23 protein-coding genes and 1 tRNA gene are annotated in these 23,534 nt (G+C 68.1%); 21 read left to right on the forward strand and 3 right to left on the reverse strand.

From position 1 onward, the window contains the following. Positions 1 to 78: 78 nt before the first annotated feature. The 21 genes from VFW04_00210 to VFW04_00310 all read left to right on the forward strand — a co-directional run bounded on the left by VFW04_00210 (position 79) and on the right by VFW04_00310 (position 21,133). The gene (locus VFW04_00210; protein ID HEX5177724.1) at positions 79 to 1,299 is read left to right on the forward strand and encodes a Glu/Leu/Phe/Val dehydrogenase; all 1,221 of its coding nucleotides are present in this window, start codon (positions 79 to 81) and stop codon (positions 1,297 to 1,299) included. Between the two features lie 42 nt (positions 1,300 to 1,341). After that, positions 1,342 to 1,806, forward strand: a complete 465-nt coding sequence (locus VFW04_00215; protein HEX5177725.1) for a 23S rRNA (pseudouridine(1915)-N(3))-methyltransferase RlmH — start codon at positions 1,342 to 1,344, stop codon at positions 1,804 to 1,806. A gap of 88 nt (positions 1,807 to 1,894) precedes the next feature. Beyond that, a complete protein-coding gene (bshC, locus tag VFW04_00220; protein ID HEX5177726.1) occupies positions 1,895 to 3,469 on the forward strand; it encodes a bacillithiol biosynthesis BshC in 1,575 nt (524 codons plus the stop codon). Next, positions 3,456 to 5,051, forward strand: a complete 1,596-nt coding sequence (murJ, locus tag VFW04_00225) for a murein biosynthesis integral membrane protein MurJ (protein ID HEX5177727.1) — start codon at positions 3,456 to 3,458, stop codon at positions 5,049 to 5,051. Before bshC ends, murJ begins: the two co-directional genes overlap by 14 nt. An 81-nt stretch (positions 5,052 to 5,132) precedes the next feature. Next, complete coding sequence (uvrC, locus tag VFW04_00230; protein HEX5177728.1) at positions 5,133 to 6,980, forward strand: excinuclease ABC subunit UvrC; 1,848 nt, start codon at positions 5,133 to 5,135, stop codon at positions 6,978 to 6,980. Beyond that, entirely contained in the window at positions 6,977 to 8,122 is a 1,146-nt protein-coding gene (locus VFW04_00235) for a threonine synthase (GenBank protein ID HEX5177729.1), read from the forward strand. Before uvrC ends, VFW04_00235 begins: the two co-directional genes overlap by 4 nt. 137 nt (positions 8,123 to 8,259) lie before the next feature. Next, on the forward strand, positions 8,260 to 9,450 hold the full coding sequence (larC, locus tag VFW04_00240) for a nickel pincer cofactor biosynthesis protein LarC (protein HEX5177730.1): 1,191 nt from the start codon (positions 8,260 to 8,262) through the stop codon (positions 9,448 to 9,450). Between the two features lie 47 nt (positions 9,451 to 9,497). Next, positions 9,498 to 11,024: an FxLYD domain-containing protein gene (locus VFW04_00245; protein HEX5177731.1), complete on the forward strand. Its 1,527-nt coding sequence runs from the start codon at positions 9,498 to 9,500 to the stop codon at positions 11,022 to 11,024. A 181-nt stretch (positions 11,025 to 11,205) separates the two neighbouring features. Beyond that, positions 11,206 to 12,525 (forward strand): DUF512 domain-containing protein, encoded by a 1,320-nt coding sequence (locus tag VFW04_00250; protein ID HEX5177732.1) that lies wholly within the window; start codon positions 11,206 to 11,208, stop codon positions 12,523 to 12,525. Beyond that, positions 12,522 to 13,835, forward strand: a complete 1,314-nt coding sequence (gene der, locus VFW04_00255) for a ribosome biogenesis GTPase Der (GenBank protein ID HEX5177733.1) — start codon at positions 12,522 to 12,524, stop codon at positions 13,833 to 13,835. Before VFW04_00250 ends, der begins: the two co-directional genes overlap by 4 nt. Further along, positions 13,836 to 14,459 carry a glycerol-3-phosphate 1-O-acyltransferase PlsY gene (gene plsY, locus VFW04_00260; protein HEX5177734.1) on the forward strand — a complete coding sequence of 208 codons (624 nt, stop codon included), beginning with the start codon at positions 13,836 to 13,838 and terminating at the stop codon, positions 14,457 to 14,459. Further along, positions 14,459 to 15,454, forward strand: coding sequence for an NAD(P)H-dependent glycerol-3-phosphate dehydrogenase (locus VFW04_00265; protein HEX5177735.1), 996 nt, complete (start codon positions 14,459 to 14,461; stop codon positions 15,452 to 15,454). Before plsY ends, VFW04_00265 begins: the two co-directional genes overlap by 1 nt. After that, positions 15,451 to 15,906: a MerR family transcriptional regulator gene (locus VFW04_00270; GenBank protein HEX5177736.1), complete on the forward strand. Its 456-nt coding sequence runs from the start codon at positions 15,451 to 15,453 to the stop codon at positions 15,904 to 15,906. The genes VFW04_00265 and VFW04_00270 overlap by 4 nt, the downstream gene beginning before the upstream one ends. After that, a complete protein-coding gene (locus tag VFW04_00275) occupies positions 15,903 to 16,577 on the forward strand; it encodes a glycosyltransferase family 2 protein (protein ID HEX5177737.1) in 675 nt (224 codons plus the stop codon). The genes VFW04_00270 and VFW04_00275 overlap by 4 nt, the downstream gene beginning before the upstream one ends. Continuing rightward, entirely contained in the window at positions 16,577 to 17,341 is a 765-nt protein-coding gene (surE, locus tag VFW04_00280) for a 5'/3'-nucleotidase SurE (protein ID HEX5177738.1), read from the forward strand. The genes VFW04_00275 and surE overlap by 1 nt, the downstream gene beginning before the upstream one ends. Continuing rightward, positions 17,338 to 17,979 (forward strand): protein-L-isoaspartate(D-aspartate) O-methyltransferase, encoded by a 642-nt coding sequence (locus VFW04_00285; protein HEX5177739.1) that lies wholly within the window; start codon positions 17,338 to 17,340, stop codon positions 17,977 to 17,979. The genes surE and VFW04_00285 overlap by 4 nt, the downstream gene beginning before the upstream one ends. Before the next feature lie 49 nt (positions 17,980 to 18,028). Beyond that, positions 18,029 to 19,324, forward strand: a complete 1,296-nt coding sequence (locus VFW04_00290; protein ID HEX5177740.1) for a hypothetical protein — start codon at positions 18,029 to 18,031, stop codon at positions 19,322 to 19,324. A gap of 1 nt (position 19,325) precedes the next feature. Beyond that, positions 19,326 to 19,601 (forward strand): acylphosphatase, encoded by a 276-nt coding sequence (locus VFW04_00295; GenBank protein HEX5177741.1) that lies wholly within the window; start codon positions 19,326 to 19,328, stop codon positions 19,599 to 19,601. 7 nt (positions 19,602 to 19,608) lie between these two features. Further along, entirely contained in the window at positions 19,609 to 20,157 is a 549-nt protein-coding gene (locus tag VFW04_00300; GenBank protein ID HEX5177742.1) for an adenine phosphoribosyltransferase, read from the forward strand. Positions 20,158 to 20,314: 157 nt separating this feature from the next. Continuing rightward, positions 20,315 to 20,388, forward strand: a tRNA-Arg gene (locus VFW04_00305). A 79-nt stretch (positions 20,389 to 20,467) separates the two neighbouring features. Continuing rightward, on the forward strand, positions 20,468 to 21,133 hold the full coding sequence (locus VFW04_00310; protein ID HEX5177743.1) for a tetratricopeptide repeat protein: 666 nt from the start codon (positions 20,468 to 20,470) through the stop codon (positions 21,131 to 21,133). A gap of 351 nt (positions 21,134 to 21,484) precedes the next feature. Here VFW04_00310 and dapF read toward each other — a convergent pair whose 3' ends face one another. The 3 genes from dapF to VFW04_00325 form a co-directional block, all read right to left on the reverse strand. Continuing rightward, positions 21,485 to 22,309 carry a diaminopimelate epimerase gene (dapF, locus tag VFW04_00315; GenBank protein ID HEX5177744.1) on the reverse strand — a complete coding sequence of 275 codons (825 nt, stop codon included), beginning with the start codon at positions 22,307 to 22,309 and terminating at the stop codon, positions 21,485 to 21,487. Beyond that, the gene (locus tag VFW04_00320) at positions 22,306 to 23,031 is read right to left on the reverse strand and encodes a polyprenol monophosphomannose synthase (protein ID HEX5177745.1); all 726 of its coding nucleotides are present in this window, start codon (positions 23,029 to 23,031) and stop codon (positions 22,306 to 22,308) included. Before VFW04_00320 ends, dapF begins: the two co-directional genes overlap by 4 nt. Then, a partial coding sequence (locus VFW04_00325) for a YfhO family protein (protein ID HEX5177746.1) occupies positions 23,024 to 23,534 on the reverse strand: 511 nt, incomplete at its 5' end. The genes VFW04_00325 and VFW04_00320, both read right to left, overlap by 8 nt.

Consider the following 23,534-nt stretch of genomic DNA (forward strand, 5'->3'; position numbering starts at 1 on the left):
GATCTCAGACTCTCTACCGACAAGATCGTCAGGCCCGATAAGGACCGCTTCCTGAACGAGGACAACCCTTTCGAGGACATGATGTCGCGGTTCGACCGGGCAGCCGAGCTGCTCGATCTGGAACCGGGCCTCTACAAGATCCTCCGCCACCCCGAAAAAGAGATCACGCTGTCGATCCCCGTCCTCATGGACAACGGGGAGATCGAGGTGTTCACCGGCTATCGCGTGCTGCACAACACGTCGCGTGGTCCGGCCAAGGGAGGGATTCGATTCGATCCGAACGTCAATCGCGATGAAGTGAAAGCGCTCGCCGCGTGGATGACGTGGAAGTGCGCGGTGGTGAACATTCCCTTTGGCGGCGCCAAGGGCGGCGTGATTTGCGATCCGCTCAAGCTGAGCGTCGCCGAGCTCGAGCGCATCACGCGCCGGTATACGGCGGGTCTCATCGGGGTCCTCGGACCGGATTCGGACGTGCCGGCGCCCGACGTCAATACGAACGAGCGCGTGATGGCGTGGGTGATGGACACCTACTCGATGCACATGCGGCACACGGTGACGTCGGTGGTGACGGGCAAGCCGGTGGAGATGGGCGGCTCGTTAGGCAGGCGGGAAGCGACCGGCCGCGGGTGCATGCTCGTCACGCTTGCGGCGCTGGAGCATCTGGGCATGCGCGCCGCCGGCGCAACGGTGGCGGTGCAGGGTTTCGGCAACGTGGGTTCCGTCGCGGCGCAGCTGCTGCACACGCAGGGCTGCAAGGTGATCGCGATCGGCGACCGCTCGGGCGGCATTGTGAACACGAACGGCATCGACGTCAACGACGCGATCGCGTACGTGAAGCAGAATCGCTCGCTCGAGGGCTACTCGAAGGGCGACCGCATCACCAACGACGATTTGTTGACGCTCGAGGTCGACGTGCTCGTGCCCGCGGCGCTCGAGAACGTGATCACGCGCAAGAACGCGCCCAAGATTCGCGCGCGCGTGATCTGCGAAGGCGCGAACGGGCCGACCACGGCGCCCGCCGACGCGATCCTCGATGACAAGGGCGTGTTCGTGATCCCGGACATCCTCGCCAACGCGGGCGGTGTGACGGTGTCGTACTTCGAGTGGGTGCAGGACCGGGGCGGCTATTTCTGGACCGAAGCGACCGTGAACGATCGTCTGCAGCAGATCATGCAGGACAGCTTCCGCGCGGTGCTCGAGTTGTCGCGGCGGCACAAGGTGAACATGCGCACGGCCGCGTACATGTTGTCGATTTCGCGCGTCGCTACGGTGCACCGGCTGCGCGGGATCTACGCCTAACGCTGGCGCCCGGGCGCCGCGGGCCGCGCGTGCGCCGCGCTGATGCGCGTGCTCGTCGCGGCCGTGGGCCGGCCGAGGGATCGCGACCTGGCGGCCGTGATCGAGGAATACGAGCGACGCGCGGCGCGGTACTGGCCGCTCGACATCCGCGCGGTCCGCGAGGAGCCGGCGCGCGGGCGCCCGTCCACCGAGGTGCAAGAGCGCGAAGGGGAGCGCTTGCTGGCCGCGGCCGGCTCGGCGACGGTGCTCGTGGCCTGTGACGCCGAGGGAACTCTGATGCGGTCCGAGGAGTTCGCCGGTTGGCTCCGCGACCACCGCGACGGCGGACGCGATGTGGCGTTCATGATCGGCGGTGCGTACGGGTTGTCGGAGAGCGTGCGGCGCCGGTCGGCGATGCGGTTGGCGTTCGCGCGATGGACGCTGCCGCACGAGCTCGCGCGGTTGGTGCTCGCGGAACAACTCTATCGCGCCGGTACGATCGGGCGCGGCGAACCGTACCACAAGTGATGCCATCTTCTCGAGTCGAAACCGCCGTGCATCAGCATCGCATCCGATGTCGGGCGCGGCAGTGGGTTCGCACGTTCCGGGGACGCGCGTGAGCGAGCTTCGCGTCCTGTCGCTGCCGCCCGCGGTGCCGGACATTGTGCGCGCGGCGCGCGACGGCGGGCCGGAATCGGCGTGGTACGAGACTCCGCCGCGCGATGCGTCGGCGTGGCGTGAGCGGGCGTCGCGCCTGCGCAGCGACGGCAGATGGGCGCGGGTGCTCGGTCCGGCGATCGAGGCGCGCGGCGCGGCAGCGGATCGTCTGGCGCGAGCGGCCGACGGCGGCGTGGTGGTGACGACGGGCCAGCAGCCCGGGCTGTTCGGCGGCCCGATCTACACGTGGAGCAAGGCGCTCAGCGCGATCGCGCTCGCGGATGCGATCGAAGAGTCGTCAGGGATCCCGACCGTGCCGGTATACTGGGCGGCGACCTACGACGCGGACTACGCCGAGTCGAGCGTGACGCACGTGGCGCTCGAGGATCGCGTGGTGACGTTGTCCTCGCCGCCGGCGGCGGTCGAGGGCCGTGGCATGCGGGACACGCCGTTAGGCGACGTGCGGGGCGCGATGCAGACGCTCGCCGATGCGGCCGGCGCAGCGGCCGCGCCGCACGTGCTGGACGACGTGCGCCGGGCCTACGCGCCCGATCAGACGGTGGGCGGCGCGTTCGTCGCGCTCCTGCGCGCGATACTGGAGCCGTTAGGCATGCCGGTGCTGGATGCCGGCCACCCGGCGGTGCAGGCGGCGTCGCGTCCGGCGCTGGCGCACGCGTTGGCCGACGCGGCGCCGGTGGACGCGGCGCTCCGCTCGCGAAGCGCCGCGCTCGTCGAGGCGGGGTACGAGCCGCAGGTGGCGCACGTGGACCGGTTGTCGTTGGTGTTCGCGGCGGGGGACGGCGCGCGGCGGCGGCTGCCGATCGGCGCGGCGCTCGGCGATGCGCAGGGCGCACTCGAGCCCAACGTGCTGCTGCGGCCGGTCGTGGAGCGCGCGATCCTGCCCACCGTGGCCTACGTGGCGGGTCCGGCCGAGCAGGCCTACTTCGCGCAATCGACGGCGGTGGCCGATGCGTTAGGCATGGCGCGTCCGCTGGCGGTGCCGCGGTGGTCCGGCGTGATCGTCGAGCCGCACGTGCAGCGGATTCTCGACCGATACGGCCTCGACGTGGACGCGCTGCGCGATCCGCACGCGGTGCTGGGCCATCTGGTGCGCGAGCGCGTGCCGGCCGAGATCGCGGCAGCGCTCGTGCGCTACCGGCAGGCGCTCGAAGCGGCGGCGTCCGAGCTCGATGCGGCGCTCGAGCAGTCCGCGCCGCCGCTCGTCGACCGCGCGGTGGCGGAGGGGACGCGGCGCAACATCGCGCACCGGCTGGACCGTTTGGAGCGCCGGGTCGCGGCCGCGACCAAGCGGCGCGAGACCGAGCTCACGAGGCACATCGGGATCGCGCGCGCCTCGCTGTTTCCTTTCGACCGTCTACAGGAGCGCGTGCTCAACCTGATGCCGCTTTTGGCGCGGCACGGGCTGCCGTTGCTCGATGGGATCTCGGCGCGCGCCCGCGAGCACGTCGCGGGGCTGGGGCTGGCGCCGGCAGGGCAGGCTGCGTATTCGCACGATGCCGGTGGCGGCCGCTGAGCCGGCGCGGCCGCGTGCGCCGGAGCGCACGGGCCGCGCGGCGCTATTGGTGGCGTCGGGCATCTTCCTCAGCCGCATCTTCGGACTGATTCGCCAGCGGTTCCTCGGCCACTATCTCGGGTTAGGCGACGCGGCCGACGCGTTCAACGCCGCGTTCAAGATCCCGAATTTTCTCCAGAACCTGTTTGGCGAGGGCGTTCTGTCCGCGTCGTTCATTCCGGTGTACGCGCGGCTGCTGGCCGAGGGCGACGAGCAGGAAGCGCGGCGGGTCGCGGGCGCGGTGGCCGGACTGCTGGCCGTGACGACGTCCATCATCGTGCTGTGCGGCGTGCTGGCTACGCCGTGGCTCATCGCCATCATCGCCCCGGGGTTCGCCGGCGCCAAGCGCGATCTGACGATCGAACTGGTCCGCATTTTCTTCCCGGGCGCCGGCGTGCTCGTGATGTCGGCGTGGTGCCTGGGCGTGCTCAACAGCCACCGCCGGTTCTTCATCTCGTACACGGCGCCGATTTTCTGGAACCTCGCGATCATCGTCACGCTAATTGCGTTAGGCAGCAAGCGAGCGCAGTCGCCGCTGGCCATCGCGGCGGCGTGGGGATCGCTTGCCGGCAGCGTGCTGCAGCTGCTGGTGCAGCTGCCGACCGTCCTCAGCCTGCTCGGCCGCCTGCGGCCCTCGCTGGACGTGGCCGGCCGGAACGTGAGGACGGTGATCAACAACTTCATGCCGGTGTTCGTCGGGCGCGGGGTGGTGCAGATCAGCGGCTACGTGGATGTGGTGCTCGCCAGTCTGTTGCCGGCCGGCGCCGTCGCCGGCCTCACCACCGCGCAGACGCTCTACGTGCTGCCGGTGAGCTTGTTCGGCATGTCGGTGTCGGCGGCCGAGCTGCCGGCCATGTCCAGTGCGTTAGGCGACGAACACGAGATCGGCGAGTACCTGCGCGTGCGCCTCGACGCTGGGTTGCGGCGCATCGCCTTCCTGGTGGTGCCGTCGGCCGTGGCATTCCTTGCGTTAGGCGACGTGCTCGCGGCGGCGTTGTTCCAGACCGGGCGGTTCACCCGCGCCGACTCGGTGTACGTGTGGGGGATCCTCGCCGGCTCGGCCGTGGGATTGCTCGCCTCGACGCTCGGGCGCCTGTACTCGTCGGCGTATTACGCGCTGCGCGATACCAAGACGCCGCTCCGCTTCGCGCTCGTGCGCGTCACGCTGACCACGGGGTTGGGCGCGGTGTTCGCGCTGCTCGTGCCGCCGCTTCTCTCGCTCGATCTCAAATGGGGCGCGGCGGGCCTCACCGTGTCGGCAGGCATCGCGGGTTGGGCCGAATTCCTCCTGTTGCGCCGCACGCTGAACCGCCGGATCGGGCGCACGGGTCTCCCGGCTGCGTTCGTCGCCAAGCTCTGGTGTTCGGCGCTCGTCGCGGCGGCCGCCGCCTGGGGTGTCAAGCTGCTCGTGGGAGTCGCGCATCCGATCCCGCTCGCGATACTCGCGCTCATTCCGTACGGCCTCGTGTACTTCGGTCTCACCACGTCGCTCTCGATTCCCGAGTCGCGCACCGTACTGGCGGCGGTGTTCCGGCGGCGCTGAGGCGCGCCCGAGCACAACGGTTCGGCGTATATTTCATCGATGCGCCCGTCGCGACGGTTGCGACGCGGCCCAGCCTTGCCGATGACTGAATCCGATTTCCATCCGCTCGCGCACAAAGTCGCGAATCTGCCCGAGTCGCCCGGCGTCTACCTGTGGAAGAACGCCGAGGGACGCGTGCTGTATGTCGGCAAGGCCAAGCGTCTGCGGTCGCGTGTGCGGAGCTATCTCGCCGGCGATCGCATCGAGAGCATCAAGACCATCGCGCTCATGCGACAGGTCGTGGATGTGGACACGATCGTCGTTCCGTCGGAAGCGCACGCGCTGATCCTCGAGAACAATCTCATCAAAGAGTATCGGCCGCGGTTCAACATCGCGCTCCGCGATGACAAGTCGTATCCGTACATCAAGGTCACGGTTCAGGAACCGTTTCCGCGCGTGATCGTGACGCGCCGGCTCGTCGACGACGGCGGCCGATACTTCGGTCCGTACACCGACGTCGGCGCGATGCGCCGCGCACTCAACGTGGTGAAGCGCATCTTCACCGTGCGGTCGTGCAACTACGACATGCCGCGCGAAATGCCCGAGCGGCCGTGTCTCGATTACCACATCGGCCGGTGCAAGGCGCCGTGCATCTTCGCGCAGTCGCAGCTGGAATACCGTGCGATGATCGACGAGGTGCTGTTGTATCTGGACGGCCGCACGGACGAGGTCACGCGTCGTGTGCGCGCACGCATGGAGGAAGCGTCGGTGCGGCTCGACTTCGAGCGCGCGGCCGAGCTGCGAAATGCCCTACGACATCTCGAGCTGCTCGAGGAGCCGACGGTGGTCGTGGAAGTCGAGGGCGGCGACCGCGACGTCATCGGCTACGCGCGCGATGGCGACGAGGCGTGTGTCGTCGTGCTCCGCATTCGCGCGGGCAAGCTGTTGGCGCGCGAGCAGCAGGTGCTGGAGAACCTCGAGGGCGAGAGCGACGCGGCCGTGTTGTCGGCCTATCTCGTGCGCGGCTACCTGGCATCGCCGGAGCACGCGAGCGAGCTGCTGGCGCCGTTCGAGTTCGATGATCGCGAGCTGATCGAGCAATCGCTGCCGAACACGGCCCTTCGTATTCCGCAGCGCGGGCCGAAGCGCGAGCTGATCGATCTTGCCGAGCAGAACGCGCGGCACCTGCTCGAGGAGCAGAAGCTCGCGTCGTTCGAGGCCGGCGAGCGCGCCGTCGATCCGGTGTACGAGCTGCAGCGGGAGCTCGGCCTAACGACGGTGCCGCGGGCGATCGTCTGCTTCGACATCTCGACGGCGCAGGGGACGGACACCGTCGCGTCGTGCGTCTGGTTCGAGAACGGCCGGCCCAAGCGCGGCGAGTATCGCAAGTTCAAGATCAAGACCGTCGAAGGCACCGACGATTTCGCATCGATGCGCGAAGTGGTCACGCGCTACTTTCAGCGACGTATCGAAGAAGAGAAGCCGCTGCCCGATCTGGTGATGATCGACGGCGGCAAGGGGCAGTTGGGCGCGGCGCGGGCGGCACTCGAGTCGTTGGGTCTGGGCGCGCTCCACACCGTGAGTCTCGCCAAACGCGAAGAAGAAGTATTCGTGCCGGGCCGCGCGGAGCCATTGCGATTGTCGCGACGGTCACCCGGTCTGCGATTGTTGCAACGCGCGCGAGACGAAGCGCACCGCTTTGCGATCACATACAACCGAAAGCGCCGCGCGATGCGCACGGTCACGTCGGAGCTCCTCAAGATTCCGGGTATCGGGCCGCAGCGCCGCCGCGCGTTGCTGCACGCCTTCGGAAGCGTGCAAGGCGTGCGCGATGCAAGCGAAGCCGACATTGCGCGACTGCCGGGTTTCAGCGCTGCGAGCGCGCGCCGCGTACTCGAAGCGTTGGGCGTTGCGACGGTCACTCCGACTTCAACCACATCCGATTCGTGAATTCCTGGACGCTCGAATGTTCGGCGTGCGGCCACACCGAGGCCGGCACCACGCGCGCCACCGTCTGCCCATCGTGCGGACAACCCTATCTCGTTCGGTACGCCGAGCTCCCGGCGTCGCGCGACGTGTTGCGCGGTCGATGGGACATGTGGCGATACGCCGCACTGCTGCCGCTCTGTGACGGCGAGACGCCGGTCTCGCTCGGCGAAGGGGCCACACCGCTGCTCGAATCGGGCGAGCTGTCGCGCGAGTTAGGCGTTGGACGCTTCTGGATCAAGGACGAAGGACTGAATCCGACCGGTTCCTTCAAGGCGCGCGGCATGAGCGCGGCTGTCACGCGCGCCAAAGCGCTGGGTGTTCCGGGATTGGTCGTGCCGACCGCCGGCAATGCGGGCGCGGCGCTCGCGGCGTACGCCGCCGCTGCCGGCCTGCCGGTGCGCGTGTACGCGCCCGAGACCACGCCGCGCGGCATTCTGGCGACGATCCGTACGTTAGGCGCTGACCTGCATACGGTGCCCGGGCACATCGGCGACGCCGGCGCGAAAGCCAAGGCGTTCGCCGCCGAGTCGGGCTACTTCGACGTGTCGACGCTGCGGGAGCCGTACCGCATCGAGGGAAAGAAAACCATGGGACTCGAGCTGGCCGAGCAGCTGGGATGGCGCTTGCCCACGGTAATCGTGTATCCGACGGGCGGCGGCACGGGGCTGATCGGCATGTGGAAAGGCTTTGCGGAACTGCGCGAGATGGGCTGGCTCGATCCCGCGGCGCGGCTGCCCAGGATGGTGACCGCGCAGGCGGAAGGGTGCGCGCCGATCGTGCGCGCGTTCGCCGAGCACGCCGACCGGGCGCGTCCGTGGGAGAATCCGGCCACCCATGCGAGCGGGCTGCGCGTTCCCGGTCCGTTAGGCGACCGGCTCATTCTGCGCGCGCTGTACGAGAGCAATGGCGCCGCGGTCGCCGTGTCGGAAGCAGCGATCCGGGAGGGGACGGCGCGCATCGCCCGCACCACGGGCATAGACGCCGCGCCAGAAGGCGGCTGCGCGTTCGCCGTCTGTCAGGCGCTCGCGGCGGCCGGCCAGCTCTCGGCTGCCGACGAGGTGGTGGTCTACAACACCGGCGGCGGCGTCGCCTATCGCGAGTGAGGTCTTAGCTCTGGGCAAGTGACGCTGCTTCCGAGGCCGCTGTTTTCGCCGGTTGGCCTTGGACGTTGAAATTGATCCGCTAGCGATCGTATCGAGCGCTAGCGTCGCAACGCCACTCGTGCATAACTTTTACAGCTATGCGCGTTGCCCTCCTGGATCCTTTCAGCGGCATAGCCGGCGACATGACGCTCGGCGCCTTGATCGACGTCGGACTCGACGCCGAGTGGCTCCGCGCGCTGCCGTCGCGGCTTGGGCTCGAGGGCGTCACCGTCCGGATCGAACGCGTCAAGCGCTCATCGGTGGCCTGCACCAAGGTGGACTTCGACATTCCACCGCAGCCGCATTCGCGCGGCATTCACGAGATTCGCGAGCTCGTCTCGCGTGCGGACGTCCCGGAGGCCGTGCGCGAGCGCGCCGATGCGGCGTTCGTCGCCATTGCGACGGCAGAGGGTGAAATTCACGGCATCGCGCCGGAACGCGTGCATCTGCACGAAGTCGGTGCCGTCGACGCGATCCTCGATGTCGTCGGATCCGTGTGGGGCTTCGAGCAGATCGGCGTCGAGCGTGTGTTCTGTGGACCGGTAAGTATCGGTGACGGGACAGTCGCGACAGCACATGGGATACTTCCAGTGCCGGCTCCTGCGACGCTGAAACTGCTCGAGGGGATCGAGATTCGTCCCGGACCTCAGGGATCAGGTGAGCTGGTGACGCCAACGGGCGCCGCACTCATTCGCGTGTTGTCGAGCGGTCCGGCCCCGGCTTCGCTCACGCCGGTTCGCAGCGGATTCGGCGCGGGTACCAAGGATCCCAAGGGACGCCCCAACGCGCTCCGCATCGTGATCGCCGAGATGGCGGCCGCCCAAGGGGTTGCGGTGGAACACCTCGTGCAGCTTGCCACCGACATCGACGACATGGACGGCGAGCAGCTCGCCGCCGTGGCGGAGCGCCTCCGCAACGAAGGCGCGCTCGATGTGGTACTGCTTGCAACGTTGATGAAAAAAGGCAGGCCGGGCACGCGCATCGAGGTGCTGGCCGGCCGTGAAATGGCGGACCGCCTCGAGGAGCTGCTCTTTTCGCACAGCTCTTCTATCGGCGTGCGCCGCACCCTCGTCGAGCGACATGCCTTGCCGCGCGCCGTTCACACGGTGCATGCGCTCGATCACGACATTCGGGTAAAGGTGGTGACGCTGCCGACGGGGGAGCGCCGCGCCAAACCGGAGCACGAGGATGTCGCGCGCGTGGCAACGGAAACGGGGCGATCGCTGCGAGAAGTGGCGGCGTCTGCCCGAGCCGCCGGAGAACGGCTGATCCACGAACGGGTACCATGAATGGCGGGCAGTCGCGCTCGCTCAACGCTCTCAGTGAGGAACGGTAGATGAACGCTTGGCGCAATGTGATCGGCTGCGTGCTTGTCTGGTCCGCCTTCGCGGTCCCGACTGCAGCGGCTCAGAAAAACGACAAGCAGGGCGATGCCGGCAAGTGCACTATTGACTTCGGCTCGAACGACCAGGTCAAGAGCGCGTACAACCAGATGACCGTGCTGGGGTTGTCGTCGGGGAAACCGGACGACGCGCGCAAGAAGATCAAGAGCGCGATCTCGTCGCTCACATCGAAGTCCGATTTTGGCAAGGACCAGATGGCGCGTGACGCGGTCCTCGGGCAGGCTCTCGTGACGTGGTACGACACGCCGGGCTCGCCCGCGGTCGCGCCCGCGGCAGATCTCGGCTATCCGTCGTCGGCCGGGCAGGTGGACGTACTTGCTGCGGCGGACTCCGCGTTCACCGCGGTGGAAACGTCGCATCCCGACTGCGTCGATCAGATGGACGGGTATCGGCAGCAGCCGTGGGCCCGCTTGATCAATCAGATCGGTCCGCTCATCAACGGCAACAAGGACGACTCGGCGCAGGTGATCCTGAATCACGCGATCACGATTTATCCGAAGTCGCCGTACGACTACTACTTCCAGGGACAAATCGCGCAGCGCAAGAAGGACTGGCAGACGGCGGCGACCGCCTACTCGAAAGCGGTCGAGCTGTCGACGCCCGACATCGTGGCCAAGGACACGAGCGTCAAGGCGGTGAAGGAGTTCAGTGAATTCAGCGCGGCGTATGCCCAACTTCAGGTTGGGCAGGCGGCGTCCGGCCCGCAGCAGCAAGAGGCAATGAAGAAAGCTGCCGATCTGTATCGGCAGTACCTCAAGGATTATCCGAGCGGTGACAACGTGCAGCCCGCGCAGGCCGGCCTAACGGTGGCGCTCAAGGCGTCGGGCGACACGGCGTCGCTCGGAGAGATGTGGAAGGACATGGCCGCCAACCCGACCAAGTACACCGACGCACAATTGTTCGACGCCGGCACGCAGGCATTCACGGCGCAGAAGTACGCCACGGCGGTGCAGTTGATGGAGTTTGGCCAGAAGTCGAACCCGTATCTTCGCGCGGGGCTGTTCAACCTCGCGAACGCGTACTGGAAGAACAATCAGTTCGACAAGATGCAGCCCGTGGCCGACACCCTGACGAAGATCGATCCGGACAACCCAGACAACTACCAGCTGCTCGCGATCGCGTATCAGGGCATGGAGAAGGGCGCCGACCCGAAGCAGAAGAAGGCACTCGCAGACTCGGTGAACAAGTATGTGACCGCAGGCGACCAGCTGCCGGTGCACGTGCAGTTCTCGCAGTTCACGCACGACGGCGACAAGTACACGCTCACCGGCCAGGTGCAGAACACGGGCACGAAGCCGGAGACGGCCGCGCTCAACGTCAAGTTCCTGGACAAGACGGGCCAGGTCGTGACGAGCCAGTCGACCTCGGTGCAGCTCGGCGCCAACGAGACCAAGCAGTTTACCCTGAACGCGACCGGCGCGAACATCGCCGCGTACCGGTACGATCCGATCAAACCGTGACCCCGCCACGCCGAGCGCGCGCTGCATGCGCCGCTCGGCGTGAGTGGCGGAAGTGTCCGATTCGTCTTGCTTTCCGGGCATTGATCTCCTAGTTTACTTGATGCTCCCGCACCGCCAGGTGCGGTGATGCGTGCCCAACGCACGCCCAAAGGGGGAGGCCGCAGAGGGCGGTCTCCCCCTCATGCACACAGCCGGGTTCATGATTCGCGTCAGTCGCGTCGCATCAGGCAGCATCGCCGACGAGATCGGCATCGTGCCGGCCACCGAACTACTCACGGTGAATGGTCGTGCGCTGGACGACTTCCTCGATTGGGAGTTCCTGTCGGCGGACGACGCGCTCGTCATCGAAGCGCGCCTGCCCGATGGGCAGGCGCTCGTCGCAGACGTGGAGCGCCCCGACGGCGAGCCGTTAGGCATCGAGCTGGAACCGCCGCGCGTTCGCCGCTGCGCGAACCGTTGCGAGTTCTGCTTCATCGAAGGGTTGCCGACGGGGCTCCGCAAATCGCTCTATGTGCGCGACGACGACTACCGGCTCTCCTTCGCCTACGGCAATTTCGCCACGCTGTCCAATGTGAAGGAGAAGGACATTGCGCGCATCCTGGAGTACCGGTTGTCGCCGCTGTACGTGTCGGTGCACGCGACTCCCTGGGAAGCGCGCAAGGTGCTGCTCAACAACCCGAAGGTGCCGAACATCGTCGCGCAGTTGAGCCGATTGGCAGAGGGCGGCATTCAGTTTCACGGGCAGATGGTGATCGTGCCCGGGCTGAACGACGGCGACGTGCTCGAGCAGTCGCTCGAGGATTTGTGGTCGTTCGGCGACGCCGTGCTGTCGGTGGCGGTGGTGCCCGTCGGGCTCACGCAGTTCTCGCACCTGTACACCGGCAAGACCATGGATGCCGAGACGAGCGGCGCGCTCGTCGCCCATGTGGAGCGGTGGGAAGGGCGCGCGCTCGCCGCGCGCGGCGAGCGGTGGGTGTACGGTTCGGACGAGCTCTACTTGCTGGCCGGGCGCGAGTTGCCCGCGGCGGCGCACTACGGCGATTTTCCGCAAATCGAGAACGGGGTGGGTGCGGTGGCGCATCTTCGCCAACGCATCGCCGACGCGATCGGCGAGCGGGCCTTGCCGCGTCTCGACGGCGCGCGCATCGGTGTGGTGACCGGTGTCGCCATGGGTCCGCGCATCATGCCCGATCTGCTCGACCGCCTAACGGAAGCCACGGGCGCCCGCTTCGAGCTGCTCGTCGCCGAGAATTCCCTGTTCGGACCAACCACCACGACGGCGGGGCTGCTCGTGGGCGCCGACATCCGGCGCGTTCTCGCCGGCCGGGCCGATCTCGACGTCGCGCTCATCCCCGCCGAGACGATCAACGACGACGGCCTCTTCCTGGATGACACACCGTTCGCCGCGCTGCGGGACGCGCTGCCGATACCCGTGCATCCGTCGTACGACTTCGTCGACGTCCTCCAGCAGAACGGCCTCGCGGCCGTGGCGGCGCGGTGACCATTCCCGTCGTCGCCCTGGTCGGCCGGCCCAACGTCGGCAAGTCCGCGTTGTTCAACCGGCTCGTCGGCGGCGACGCGGCGATCGTGAGCGACGAAGCGGGCACGACGCGGGACCGGCACTTTGCGCGCGCCGAATGGAACGGCCGCGCGTTCTGGCTCGTCGACACCGGCGGCCTAACGGAGGATCCGTCGGTGCCGATCGACGTCGAGATCCGCCGCCAGGTGCTGCAGGCGGTCGACGAGGCCGACCTGCTGCTGCTCGTCGTGGACGCGCAGGCCGGCGTGCACCCGCAGGACGCGCGCGTGGTGGAGCTGCTGCGCGGCACGGGCAAGCCGTGGCTGCTGGTCGCCAACAAGGTGGATGACCCAGCCTCGGCCGACTTCTACGAATTCTATCATCTCGGCGCCGGCGACCCGGCGCCGGTGTCGGCGCGCAACGGCAAAGGATCGGGCGATCTGCTCGACGCGATCGTGTCCCGGTTCCCCGAGCGGAGCCCGGAGGAGCCCGATGCGCTGCACGTCGCCGTCATCGGCCGGCCGAACGTGGGCAAATCGTCGCTCGTGAACCGGTTGTTAGGCGAAGACCGGCTCGTCGTGGCCGCCGAGGCGGGCACGACGCGCGATGCGATCGACACGCCCATGCAGTATCACGGCCGTACGCTGGTGTTCATCGACACCGCGGGGCTGCGCCGTCAATCGCGCATTGCGGATGGCGTCGAATTCTACTCGGCCTTGAGGACGCGCCGCGCCATCGAGCGGGCCGACATCTGCCTGCTCGTGATCGACGCGGCCGTGGACCAGGGCATCGAGAACCAGGATCTCAAGATCGCATCGCTGGCCTGGGAACGGGGCACCGGCCTCATCCTCGTCGCCAACAAATGGGATCTGGTCGAGAAGGACGATAAGAGCGCCGCGCGGTTCATGAAGGCGTCGCAGGAGAAGGCGCCGTATCTGCGATTCGTGCCGTTCCTGTTCACGTCGGCGCTCACGGGACAGCGCGTGACGCGTGTGCTCGATCAACTGATGCAGGTGGACACGGAGCGGCGGAAGCGCATTTCCACGTCGCAGGTGAACGCGTGTCTCGAGGAGCTGGTCGCGCGACTGCAGCCCCCGCAGGCGGCGGGACGCGAAGTGAAGCTGATGTACGCGACGCAGGTGCAGGTGGCGCCGCCGACGATCGCGGTGTTCGGCAACCATCCGGAGCTGGTGGAAGAGCATTACGTGCGCTACCTGCACAATGGCTTTCGCGACGCGTGGGGGTTCACGGGAAGCCCGCTCCGCGTCGTCATGCGGAGACGCGCCGCCTGAATGCGCGCCAGCCCGTTCCTCTGGCTCATCGCCGCGTATCTGATCGGCGGGATCCCGTGGGCATATGTAGCCGGACGTCTCGTGGGCGGCCTCGACCTCCGGCAGCACGGCTCAGGCAATCTCGGCGCGACCAACGTGTATCGTGTGTTAGGCGCTCCGGCGGCGGTGGTCGTGGTGCTGCTCGATGTGGCCAAGGGATTCGGCCCGGCGTTCCTCTTCCCGCAGTGGACCATCGCGGCGTCGTCGCCGTACTGGGCGCTGGCGTACGGGCTGGCGGCGATCGCGGGGCACGTGCGGAGTCCGTATCTGTTGTGGAAGGCCGGCGGCAAAGGCGTGGCGACCGGGTGCGGCGTGTTCCTCGCGGTCGCGCCGCTCGCGACGCTGATCGCGATCGTCGTCTGGGCGGCGGTGCTGCGGGTGTGGCGATACGTCTCGGTGGCGTCGCTGGCCGCCGCGGCGGCGCTGGTGATTGCGTTAGGCGTGCTCGACGGCCCGCGTGCGCCGGTGTTTGCGTTGGGCGTGGTGGTCGCGGGATTCGTCGTGTGGACGCACCGCGCGAACCTCGGCCGTCTGCGCCGGGGCGAGGAGCACCGCGTGGGACGCCGGCCGGCGGCGGGCGACTGATGCGCTGTGCCGTCGTCGGGGCGGGGGCGTGGGGCACCGCGCTGGCGGATCTGCTCGTGCGCAACGAGCACGAGGTTGCGCTGTGGGCGTTGGAGCCGGATGTGGCCGAGGCCGTGAACACCCGCCACGCCAATCCGCGGTTTCTGCCGGGCGCGTCCATCGCGCCGGCGGTCCGCGCGACCTGTTCGTTAGGCGAAGCGACGGCCGGCGCCGAGCTGATCGTCTATGTGACGCCGTCGCACGTGCTGCGCGCGGTGCTGCGCGGCAGCCGCGACGCGGTGCCGGGCAGCGCGACCCTCGTCGTGGCCAGCAAGGGCATCGAGCGCGGGACGCTCGTGGTGATGACCGACGTCGTCCGCGAGGAGCTGCCGGGGCGTCCGGTGGTCGCGTTGTCCGGCCCCAGTTTTGCCACCGAGGTCATCGCCCGGCAACCGACCGCGGTCGTGGCGGCATCGACGAACGAGGCCGCCGCGCAGCTCGCCCAACGCGCGCTCAGCAACGAGACGTTCCGCGTGTATTCGCACGATGACGTGATCGGCGTCGAAATCGGCGGCGCGCTCAAGAACGTCATCGCGGTGGCCACCGGGATCGCCGAAGGATTGGGATTGGGGTTCAACCCGCGCGCGGCGCTGATCACCCGCGGGCTCGCCGAGATCACTCGGTTAGGCGTGGCCATGGGCGCGTCGCCGCGCACGTTCGCCGGCCTCGCCGGACTGGGCGACCTCGTCCTCACGTGCACCGGCTCGCTGAGCCGCAACCGGGCCCTCGGCCTCGACATGGCCCGCGGCGCGTCGCTCGACGATGTCCTCGCCAGCCGCGAGACCGTCGCCGAAGGCGTCGTCACCACAGAGAGCGCGCACGCCCTCGCCGCGCGCGCCGCCATCGAGATGCCCATCGTGGCCGCGGTGTATCGCATTTTGTTCGAGCACCACCATCCCCGCGATGCGATTGCCGAACTGATGTCGCGCGAGCTCCGCGCGGAGGTCGACTCATGAGTCCACAGTCCCCACGCTCGGCGCACTCGAATGCCCAGGGCCATCACCGCGACCCGGTGCAGGAGTTTTTCTCCATCGGCGAGGTGTGCGAGCTGACCGGCCTCAAGCCGCACGTCCTGCGCTACTGGGAGAGCCAGTTCCGGTTCCTGAGCCCGGCAAAGAATCGCTCCGGCAACCGCGTCTACCAGCGCCGCGAGATCGAGTTGATCATGCTCGTCAAGCATCTGCTGTACACCGAGAAGTACACGATCGACGGCGCCCGGCAGAAGGTCGACCAGCACCGCCGCAAGGGCGAGCTGCGGCCGGCGGCCCGCACCGCGCTCGACCTGCAGACCATCGAAACGATGGAGCAGGAGCTGCGCGAAGTCCTCGGCTTGTTAGGCGGAGACGGCGCGGAACCGGCTCCCTCGGCGGCCAAGCCCCCGTCGGGAGGCGGGGGCCGCGGCCGGTGATCGCGCCGCTCGCATGCGTGATTCCCGCGCTCGATGCGGCGCCGACGCTGCCGCTCGTGGTGACCGCGCTCCGCGACGCGCTCGCCGGCGCGTGCATCATCGTGGTGGACGACGGGTCGCGCGATGACACCCATGCGGTCGCACGGGCCTGTGCCGACACCGTGATGCGGTTCGAACGCAACCGTGGCAAGGGCGCGGCCCTTCGCGCCGGGACGAGCGCGGCGCTCGCCCACGGTGCGCGGGCGGTGGTGACCATGGATGCCGACGGCCAGCACGACCCGTGGGCGGCGCCGCGACTGGTCGCCGCGCTCGACGACGCGGACATGGCGGTCGGCACACGCGCGCGCGGGGCCGGCGCGATGCCGATGGGCCGGCGCATCACGAACGCGCTCGCGAGCCGAGCCGTGGGCGCGATCGTGCACTCCCGGGTGCCGGACGCGCAGTGCGGGTTTCGCGCGATGCGCCGCGCCGTGCTCGAGCGCGTCCGTGCGAGCGGCGACCGATACGAGTTCGAGACGGAATTTCTCATCGGCGCGGCGCGCGCCGGGTTCACGATTGCCGCCATCCCGGTGCCCACGATGTACGGCGCGCCGAGCCACTTTCGCGCGGTGCGGGACACGGCGCTGGTGGTCCGCGCCATCTGGCGACAGCGCGCCGGAGCGTTCGCCTGATGCGGCTGTTGTGCACCAACGACGACGGCATCCTCGCGTTCGGTCTGGAGTGTCTGGCCAAGGCCGCCGCTCCGTTAGGCGAGGTGACGATCGTCGCGCCCGATCGCGAGCAGAGCGCCACCAGCCACTCGCTGACGCTGCACCATCCGATCCGGCCGGTGATGCGGGGCGAGCACCGATGGCAGGTGGATGGCACGCCGACCGACTGCGTCATGCTCGCCGTCGAGGCGCTCATGCCCGAGCGGCCGGACTTCGTGCTGAGCGGCATCAACCACGGGCACAACATGGGCGAGGACGTGCTCTACTCGGGCACGGTGGCCGCGGCGATGGAAGGGGTCACGTTAGGCATTCCCGCCATGGCGCTGTCGTTCGCCGGCGGAGAGCTCAAGGCCGATCCGGCGCTGCTCGCCGACCAGGTCCAGGTCGTGTCCAAGCTGCTCGGCCACCTGGTGCACCTCGAGCACATCCCGCGCGACACGCTGCTCAACATCAACCTGCCGCCGCTGCCGGCGGCGCAGATCAAGGGCATCCGCCTAACGCGGTTGGGCAGGCGGGTGTACTCCGACTCGCTGGTGCGCATGCACGACCCGCGCGGCCGCGAGATCTTCTGGATCGGGGGCGGCTCGGCGGAGTGGAGCGGGGCCGACGACTCGGACTTCCGCGCCGTCAACGAGGGATACGTGTCCGTCACGCCGTTGACGCTCGACCTCACGCACACCCGCATGCTGGAGGACGCGACGTCGTGGTGGATGGAACTGCCATGAGCCAGTACGCCGGCGCGCGCCGCCGGCTGGTCGAAGCCCTGCACGACGGCGGTGTGGGCGATCTCAACGTGCTGCGCGCGTTCGATCAGACGCCGCGGCATCTGTTCGTGCCCACCGGCATGCGCCACCGCGCGTACGAAGACAGCGCGCTGCCCATCGGCAACGGCCAAACCATCTCGCAGCCGTCCACCCATGCGCGCTATCTCGAGCTGTTGCGCCTCACCGGGTCCGAGCGCGTGCTCGAGATCGGGACTGGCTCCGGCTATCAGACCGTGCTGCTGTCACACCTGTCGAGCCAGGTCTTCTCGATCGAGCGCGTGGGCGGTCTGCTCGAGCGGGCACGCGATGCGATCCGCGAATCGGGCGCCCGGAACGTCTCCCTGCTGAGCGGCGACGGAACGCTGGGGTGGCGAGAATATGCTCCATTCGACGCGATTCTGGTGACGGCGGGCGCGCCGGCGGAGCCGCAGCCGCTCGTCGAGCAGCTCGCCGACGGCGGCCGCATGTTGATTCCGCTGGGCGATCGCGAGGAACAGCGGCTCACGCTCGTGACGCGTCGCGGCGAGGCCGTGGAGCGCCGTGACATGGGGCCAGCGCGATTCGTCCCGCTCGTGGGGATGCACGGCTGGCCGTCGTAGCCGGCCCAACGCCACGCGCGCTATATTTTCCCACCTTTCGGGAGCCTCGATGCCCGATCAGTCGGACGAGACGCAAAAGCAGCAACGCCGCAGCACGGCTTTACCGCCGTTTTTCGCGCCGCGCACCGCCCGCCCAACGACGCCGTCGCAGTCGGCCACGGCGACGCCGCCGCGCCGGACGCTGTTCACCCCTCCGGGCGTCCCGAAACAGCGCCCGGCCTTCACGACACCGTTGGCCACGCCGCGGGTGACACCGTTCGCGGCGCCCGTCGTGTCGTCGCCGCCACCGACTGACCTCGATGCGTCGTACGAGCCGCCGCCGCTCCCCATGTTTGACGCTCCAGTCGGCGCCGACGACGCGATGGCGACCGGGCTGGAGGCGGCCACGGGCGCGGCGGTTAAGGAGGAGCCCGCCGTTGCGGATCCAGCCCGGTTGCCTAACGCAGAAACGCCGTCCGAGGCAGGGCGGGGGACCGTGGCGCACGATGCCCGCGATGGCTTCGTGATCGAGCGGTACGAAACCCCGCCGATCTCGCTCAGCGCGACGGGTGAGCAGGGGGTCGTGAGCGACGATCCGTCCATGGCCTTCCAGGTCTACGACGATGCGTCGCGGTTGCTCGAGCGCGGCGCGCGCCCGGTGCCGTCCGAGGGCGGGGGCCTCGAGATCGAACGCACGGAAGTCACGTTCGAGGCAGCGTCGCCCGACGTCGCGCCGCTGGAGGTGGAGAGCTTCTGGGCGCCCCAGGCGATGCCGCAGCCGGAGGCGCCGCGGGACGCGTCCACGCCTCCGTTAGGCAACGAGGCCGTCGTCCAGCCGCAGGCGGCGGAACCGGCGCCGGAGCCGCCGGTGCCGGTCGCCCCGCAGGCGCCGGACGATGCCGAGGAAGCGCTCGCCGAAGCCTTCGCCGAACCGGCGCCTAACGAGAGCGTGCCGCGGTGGGCCACGCCGCGGATGGTGCCGGCCGTCGAGCACGGCGCGCCGTCGCCGCGCGAGCCGTGGGACCTGCCCGCCGCTCCGCCGCCGCCGGACGAGCTGGCTGCGGCGCTCGCGTGGCCCGATTCCGGGCTGCGCGCCCGGACGCCCGCCGCCGGAATCGCCGCGCACGGCCAAACCGGCGACACATCGCATGAGCTCGCGGCGAGCGCCGAAGGATGGCCGCTGTCGGTGGCCGGCCGTCCCGGCATGCCGGACACGATCGCCGAGGCGCTGGAGCGCATCGCGCAGCGCGTGCGCGCCGGAGAAGTGCCGTTGCCGGCCGACGTCGCGCTCGCCAAGAGCGACGAGAGCGCGCTCGCGCTCACGCTGGCCGCGCTGCTGCGCGCCGGCGCGTCCACGCGTGCGTGACATGCTGCGCCTGCACTTGCGTGTCCGCGGCGCGGTGCAGGGCGTCGGCTTCCGATGGTTCGCCCGCGAGACGGCGCAACGGCTCGGCGTATCCGGGTGGGTGCGAAATTGCGACGATGGCAGCGTGGAGATCGGCGTCGGCGGCGACGATGAGCGGGTGGAGAAGTTCGCCGCCGCGATGGCGCGCGGCCCGCGGAACGCGTCAGTCAGCGATGTTTCCCGGAACCCGTTAGGCGACGACGAGCCGCTCGCTCGCCCCTTCGAGATCAGACGGTGAGGCACCCATGAACCGAAGCGAGCTCACGTCGAGCGCCCTCGCGGGAGAGTTGCGGCGCGCGATCCGGGACGTCCCGGACTTTCCGAAGTCGGGCATTGTCTTCAAGGACATCACGCCCATTCTGCTGGACGCGACGCTGTTTCACCATGCGACCGAGGCCATGGCGGCACCGTTCGCCGCGGACGCGATCACGCACGTGATCGGCATCGAGAGTCGCGGGTTCATCCTCGGCGCCCCGGTCGCGCAGCATCTGGGCGCAGCGTTCGTTCCGGTCCGCAAGCCGGGCAAGCTGCCCTCTACGGTGGAGCGGGTGCAGTACGCGCTCGAGTACGGCACCGACGCGCTCGAGATGCACCGCGATGCCTTGGGCCCGAGCGATCGAGCGCTCATCGTGGACGACGTGCTGGCCACCGGTGGGACGGCGCGCGCGACGTGCGAGCTCGTGGAACGCACCGGTGCGCGTGTCATCGGGTGCAGCCTCCTGATGGTGCTCACGTTCTTGTCCGGCGTGCAGGCGCTGTCGTCCAGGCGCGTCGAGTCGCTGCTCGAGTACTGACCGGGCGCCTAACTCCGGCCGTCGGCGCGCCGGAGGGTTTCCGCACAAAGGAGTGGGGTACTATACTTCCGGCGGCGACTGGGGATCGGCGCACGCACAGCCGGTGGCGCGCTGGATCTCGAAAAGTCGTGCGAATCGAGGCGGGGTACCCCTCACAGCCCCTGTAGCTCAGGTGGATAGAGCAGCGGTTTCCTAAACCGTTGGCCGGGTGTTCGAGTCACCCCAGGGGCACTGTCGGGGCATCGGGTGGCGTACCAACGAGTCTCTTTGCAGGCATTCATTCTTCACGTTCACGCAGACGAGCCAGGCTATGACCAAGACAGGTGCAGCTGCACGCCCCGATCTGGAAGACCGCGCTGAGGACCTCAAGGAGTGGGCGCTGATCCACAGCAAGGGCCTATCGATCGCCGCTCTCGTCGTGGTGGTCCTGGTTGGCATCGGGTTCTTGTACGTGAAGTCGCAGCAGGCGCAAGCGCGCAATGCGTCGTCGGCGCTGCTGCAGGCGGAGCAGGCGTTAGGTGCTGGCAACTCAGCACTTGCGCAGAGCGACCTCGAGCGACTTGTGAACAGATACGGGTCCACGGACGCGGGTCGGCAGGCTCAGCTGCTCCTCGCGCAGACCTACTTCGATGCCGGCAAATACGCCGAGGGCGTGGAGGGACTGCAGAAGCTGATCGCGGAAAAGCCGAAGTTCATCGAGGCGTCGGCGTACAACCTGTTGGGTGCCGGGTACGAGCAGCAGAACAAGTTCGACGACGCGGCGAACGCGTACCAGAAGGCCGCAGCGATGGCGCAGGGCAAGGCGGATCGCGATACGTACCTCGCGAACGCGGCCCGGGCGCTCACAGCGGGCGGCAAGACGGCCGACGCGGTGAAGATCTGGTCGAAGCTCGCAACTGATCCAACGAGTCCGGCGGCCGCCGAGGCGCGCGTGCGGCTTGGAGAGCTCCAGGCGAAGGCGGTGAAGGCTGGGTGAGTAGCCGATAATCGGAGTGACCTTGGCGCAAGACTCGGGGGCGGCTGCGATCTGCGGCCGCCCTCGGTTCGTTGAAGCAGCCGGTTTTCCAGAGCGCTCGGATCGCCAGCAAAGTACTTCGTATAAGATATGTTATGTAAACTAGCATCGTGGAAAACTGTGGAAATCTCGATGCTCGCTGCTTAGCAAGGGTTTCGACTCCACTGTCGCCACCCCAGAGTGCAACTGCTCGGTACGGGAGCGCTCTATGGCTTGGCCGATGGGTTGAATGCGCTGATCGAGCTATAACGCCAATGGAGCCGCCTGACTGTCGTCCTACTGTCGCGACAAGCATTTCGCGACAGTATCGCGTCACCCAATCGGCAGCAGCCCCCGAAAGACGACGCGGCCCTCACCGCGCAGCGTCGGCAGCCACGCGCTCCCCTCGCGCCGAAGCGTGATCGTCAGCGACCGGCCGGACCGCGTCCTGAGCGTCGTCTCGAGACCAGCCTCGCCCCAGGCGGCCAACAAAATCGCCGTCGACACCGACCCCGTGCCGCACGCGAGCGTCTCCGCTTCCACTCCCCGTTCGTACGTGCGGATGTCGAATCCGCCATCCGGCCGACGCGCGACGAAGTTTGCGTTCGCGCCGCCGCCAGGCCGAACGTACTCGTGCAGCCGGATCGCGCGACCGCGGCGCACGATCTCCAGCGTCTCGAGCTCGTCGCGCAAAATCACGACGTGCGGGTTGCCAACGATTGCGTAGCCAATTCGCTGCTCGCCCGGCTCCAGCGCGATCTCCGCAGCGGGCCGGACGTCCGTCACCGGCCAAAGGTCGACCTCCGGCTGGCCGTCGCACATGCGTGCCGACGCAATCCCGGAGTCGGTTTCGAAACGCATCCCTGCCGCGCTGCCCGCACCCAACTGCGACGCCAAGCTCGTAACGCACAGCGCGGCGTTGCCGCACATCTCGGCGACCGATCCGTCGCTGTTGAAGTAGCGCATGCGGAACTGTGCGCCGTTCGTGCTGGTAGGCTCGATGAACACCATGCCGTCCGCGCCCACACCGGTCCCTCGCGCACAGACGTCACGTATCACCCGAGGTGTGGCCAATTGACCTGCCGGCTCGGTGCGGGCGTCGAAGACGACGAAGTCGTTTCCCGAGCCGGACATCTTGAAAAACTCCCGGTCACTCATTTGATGCGTCCCGTGATCGCCAGCCATCTGAGACGCCAGACCATCCACACAGCCTCACGCACGATCTTGCGCGACATCTTGCTTTCGCCCTCGGTACGATCCACGAAGACGATCGGAATCTCGACGATGCGAAATCCCTTCTTCCATACGCGGAAGCTCATCTCGATCTGGAACGCGTAGCCGTTCGATCGCACCGCGTTCAGGTCGATTGCCTCGAGAACGGACCTGCGAAAGCACTTGAACCCGCCCGTGGAATCCTCGAGAGGAAGCCCAGTTACAGTTCTCGCGTATATGTTGGCGAAGAAGCTCAGGATGAGGCGCGTCATCGGCCAATTCACCACGGTCACCTTGCCGCGGCGGTACCTCGAGCCCAACACGAGGTCGGCGTTCACGATCGCGTCGAGAAACTGGGGGAGGTGGGCTGGGTCGTGCGAGAAGTCTGCGTCCATCTCGAAGAGATAGTCGTAGCCGTTCTCGAGTCCCCATCGGAAGCCCGCGATATAGGCTGTGCCGAGTCCCATCTTGCCTGCACGATGCAACACGTGCACACGCGGATTCTCGGCCGCCATTGACTCGACGATCTGTCCGGTACAGTCCGGCGACGCGTCGTCGACCACCAGGATCTCGAGTCGCGGATCCTTTTCGAGTACCGCGGGAATGAGTCGCTGGATGTTCTCCCGCTCGTTGTACGTCGGGATGATGACGATGGCGCGCTCAGGCATGCTGCTTTTTGTCGAGAGCGATCCCGGCGGCCAGCATCGCCAGCGCGATGAGGATGGCCACGATGGTGATCACTTTTCCGCGTTCGTAGGCGGCGCTCGTGAACGTGAGATCGATGTGCCGCGCGCCCTCAGGCAGCGCTACGCCGATGAGCACGTAGTCGGCGCGTCCGACGACGGCCGGCTTCCCGTCGGCTGTGGCAACCCAGCCCGGATAGTAGTTCTCCGACACCATAAGCGCGGAACCACGCGGCGCAGGCTGTCTGAGATCGACGTCGATGTGTCCTGGATCGTAGCGCGTGACCGTCGCCTCCACCGCACTCGGCTCGGGTAGCGAGGTGATCCTGGCGCCCTGCACTGCGGCAGACGTGTCGAAGATCGCGCCGCGTCTGATGTCGAATCGCGGATCGAGCACGGCGGACAGCGTCTGATCGTCGGACGCTTTGACGATGACAGGAGCGACCCACGCCGGCGGATCATCGGTCGGCACGGTGTAGAGGTACGTC

This window comes from Gemmatimonadaceae bacterium (assembly GCA_036273715.1).
GTDB lineage: Bacteria > Gemmatimonadota > Gemmatimonadetes > Gemmatimonadales > Gemmatimonadaceae > JADGGM01.

Bases quoted from the DNA above. Each gene is read 5' to 3' on its own strand.
- VFW04_00210 (HEX5177724.1), top strand. From the start codon at position 79: ATGATGTCGCGGTTCGACCGGGCAGCCGAGCTGCTCGATCTGGAACCG.
- VFW04_00215 (HEX5177725.1), top strand. From the start codon at position 1,342: ATGCGCGTGCTCGTCGCGGCCGTGGGCCGGCCGAGGGATCGCGACCTG.
- uvrC (HEX5177728.1), top strand. From the start codon at position 5,133: ATGACTGAATCCGATTTCCATCCGCTCGCGCACAAAGTCGCGAATCTG.
- larC (HEX5177730.1), top strand. From the start codon at position 8,260: ATGCGCGTTGCCCTCCTGGATCCTTTCAGCGGCATAGCCGGCGACATG.
- VFW04_00245 (HEX5177731.1), top strand. From the start codon at position 9,498: ATGAACGCTTGGCGCAATGTGATCGGCTGCGTGCTTGTCTGGTCCGCC.
- VFW04_00250 (HEX5177732.1), top strand. From the start codon at position 11,206: ATGCACACAGCCGGGTTCATGATTCGCGTCAGTCGCGTCGCATCAGGC.
- plsY (HEX5177734.1), top strand. From the start codon at position 13,836: ATGCGCGCCAGCCCGTTCCTCTGGCTCATCGCCGCGTATCTGATCGGC.
- VFW04_00265 (HEX5177735.1), top strand. From the start codon at position 14,459: ATGCGCTGTGCCGTCGTCGGGGCGGGGGCGTGGGGCACCGCGCTGGCG.
- VFW04_00270 (HEX5177736.1), top strand. From the start codon at position 15,451: ATGAGTCCACAGTCCCCACGCTCGGCGCACTCGAATGCCCAGGGCCAT.
- surE (HEX5177738.1), top strand. From the start codon at position 16,577: ATGCGGCTGTTGTGCACCAACGACGACGGCATCCTCGCGTTCGGTCTG.
- VFW04_00285 (HEX5177739.1), top strand. From the start codon at position 17,338: ATGAGCCAGTACGCCGGCGCGCGCCGCCGGCTGGTCGAAGCCCTGCAC.
- VFW04_00290 (HEX5177740.1), top strand. From the start codon at position 18,029: ATGCCCGATCAGTCGGACGAGACGCAAAAGCAGCAACGCCGCAGCACG.
- VFW04_00295 (HEX5177741.1), top strand. From the start codon at position 19,326: ATGCTGCGCCTGCACTTGCGTGTCCGCGGCGCGGTGCAGGGCGTCGGC.
- VFW04_00300 (HEX5177742.1), top strand. From the start codon at position 19,609: ATGAACCGAAGCGAGCTCACGTCGAGCGCCCTCGCGGGAGAGTTGCGG.
- VFW04_00310 (HEX5177743.1), top strand. From the start codon at position 20,468: ATGACCAAGACAGGTGCAGCTGCACGCCCCGATCTGGAAGACCGCGCT.
- dapF (HEX5177744.1), bottom strand. From the start codon at position 22,309: ATGAGTGACCGGGAGTTTTTCAAGATGTCCGGCTCGGGAAACGACTTC.
- VFW04_00320 (HEX5177745.1), bottom strand. From the start codon at position 23,031: ATGCCTGAGCGCGCCATCGTCATCATCCCGACGTACAACGAGCGGGAG.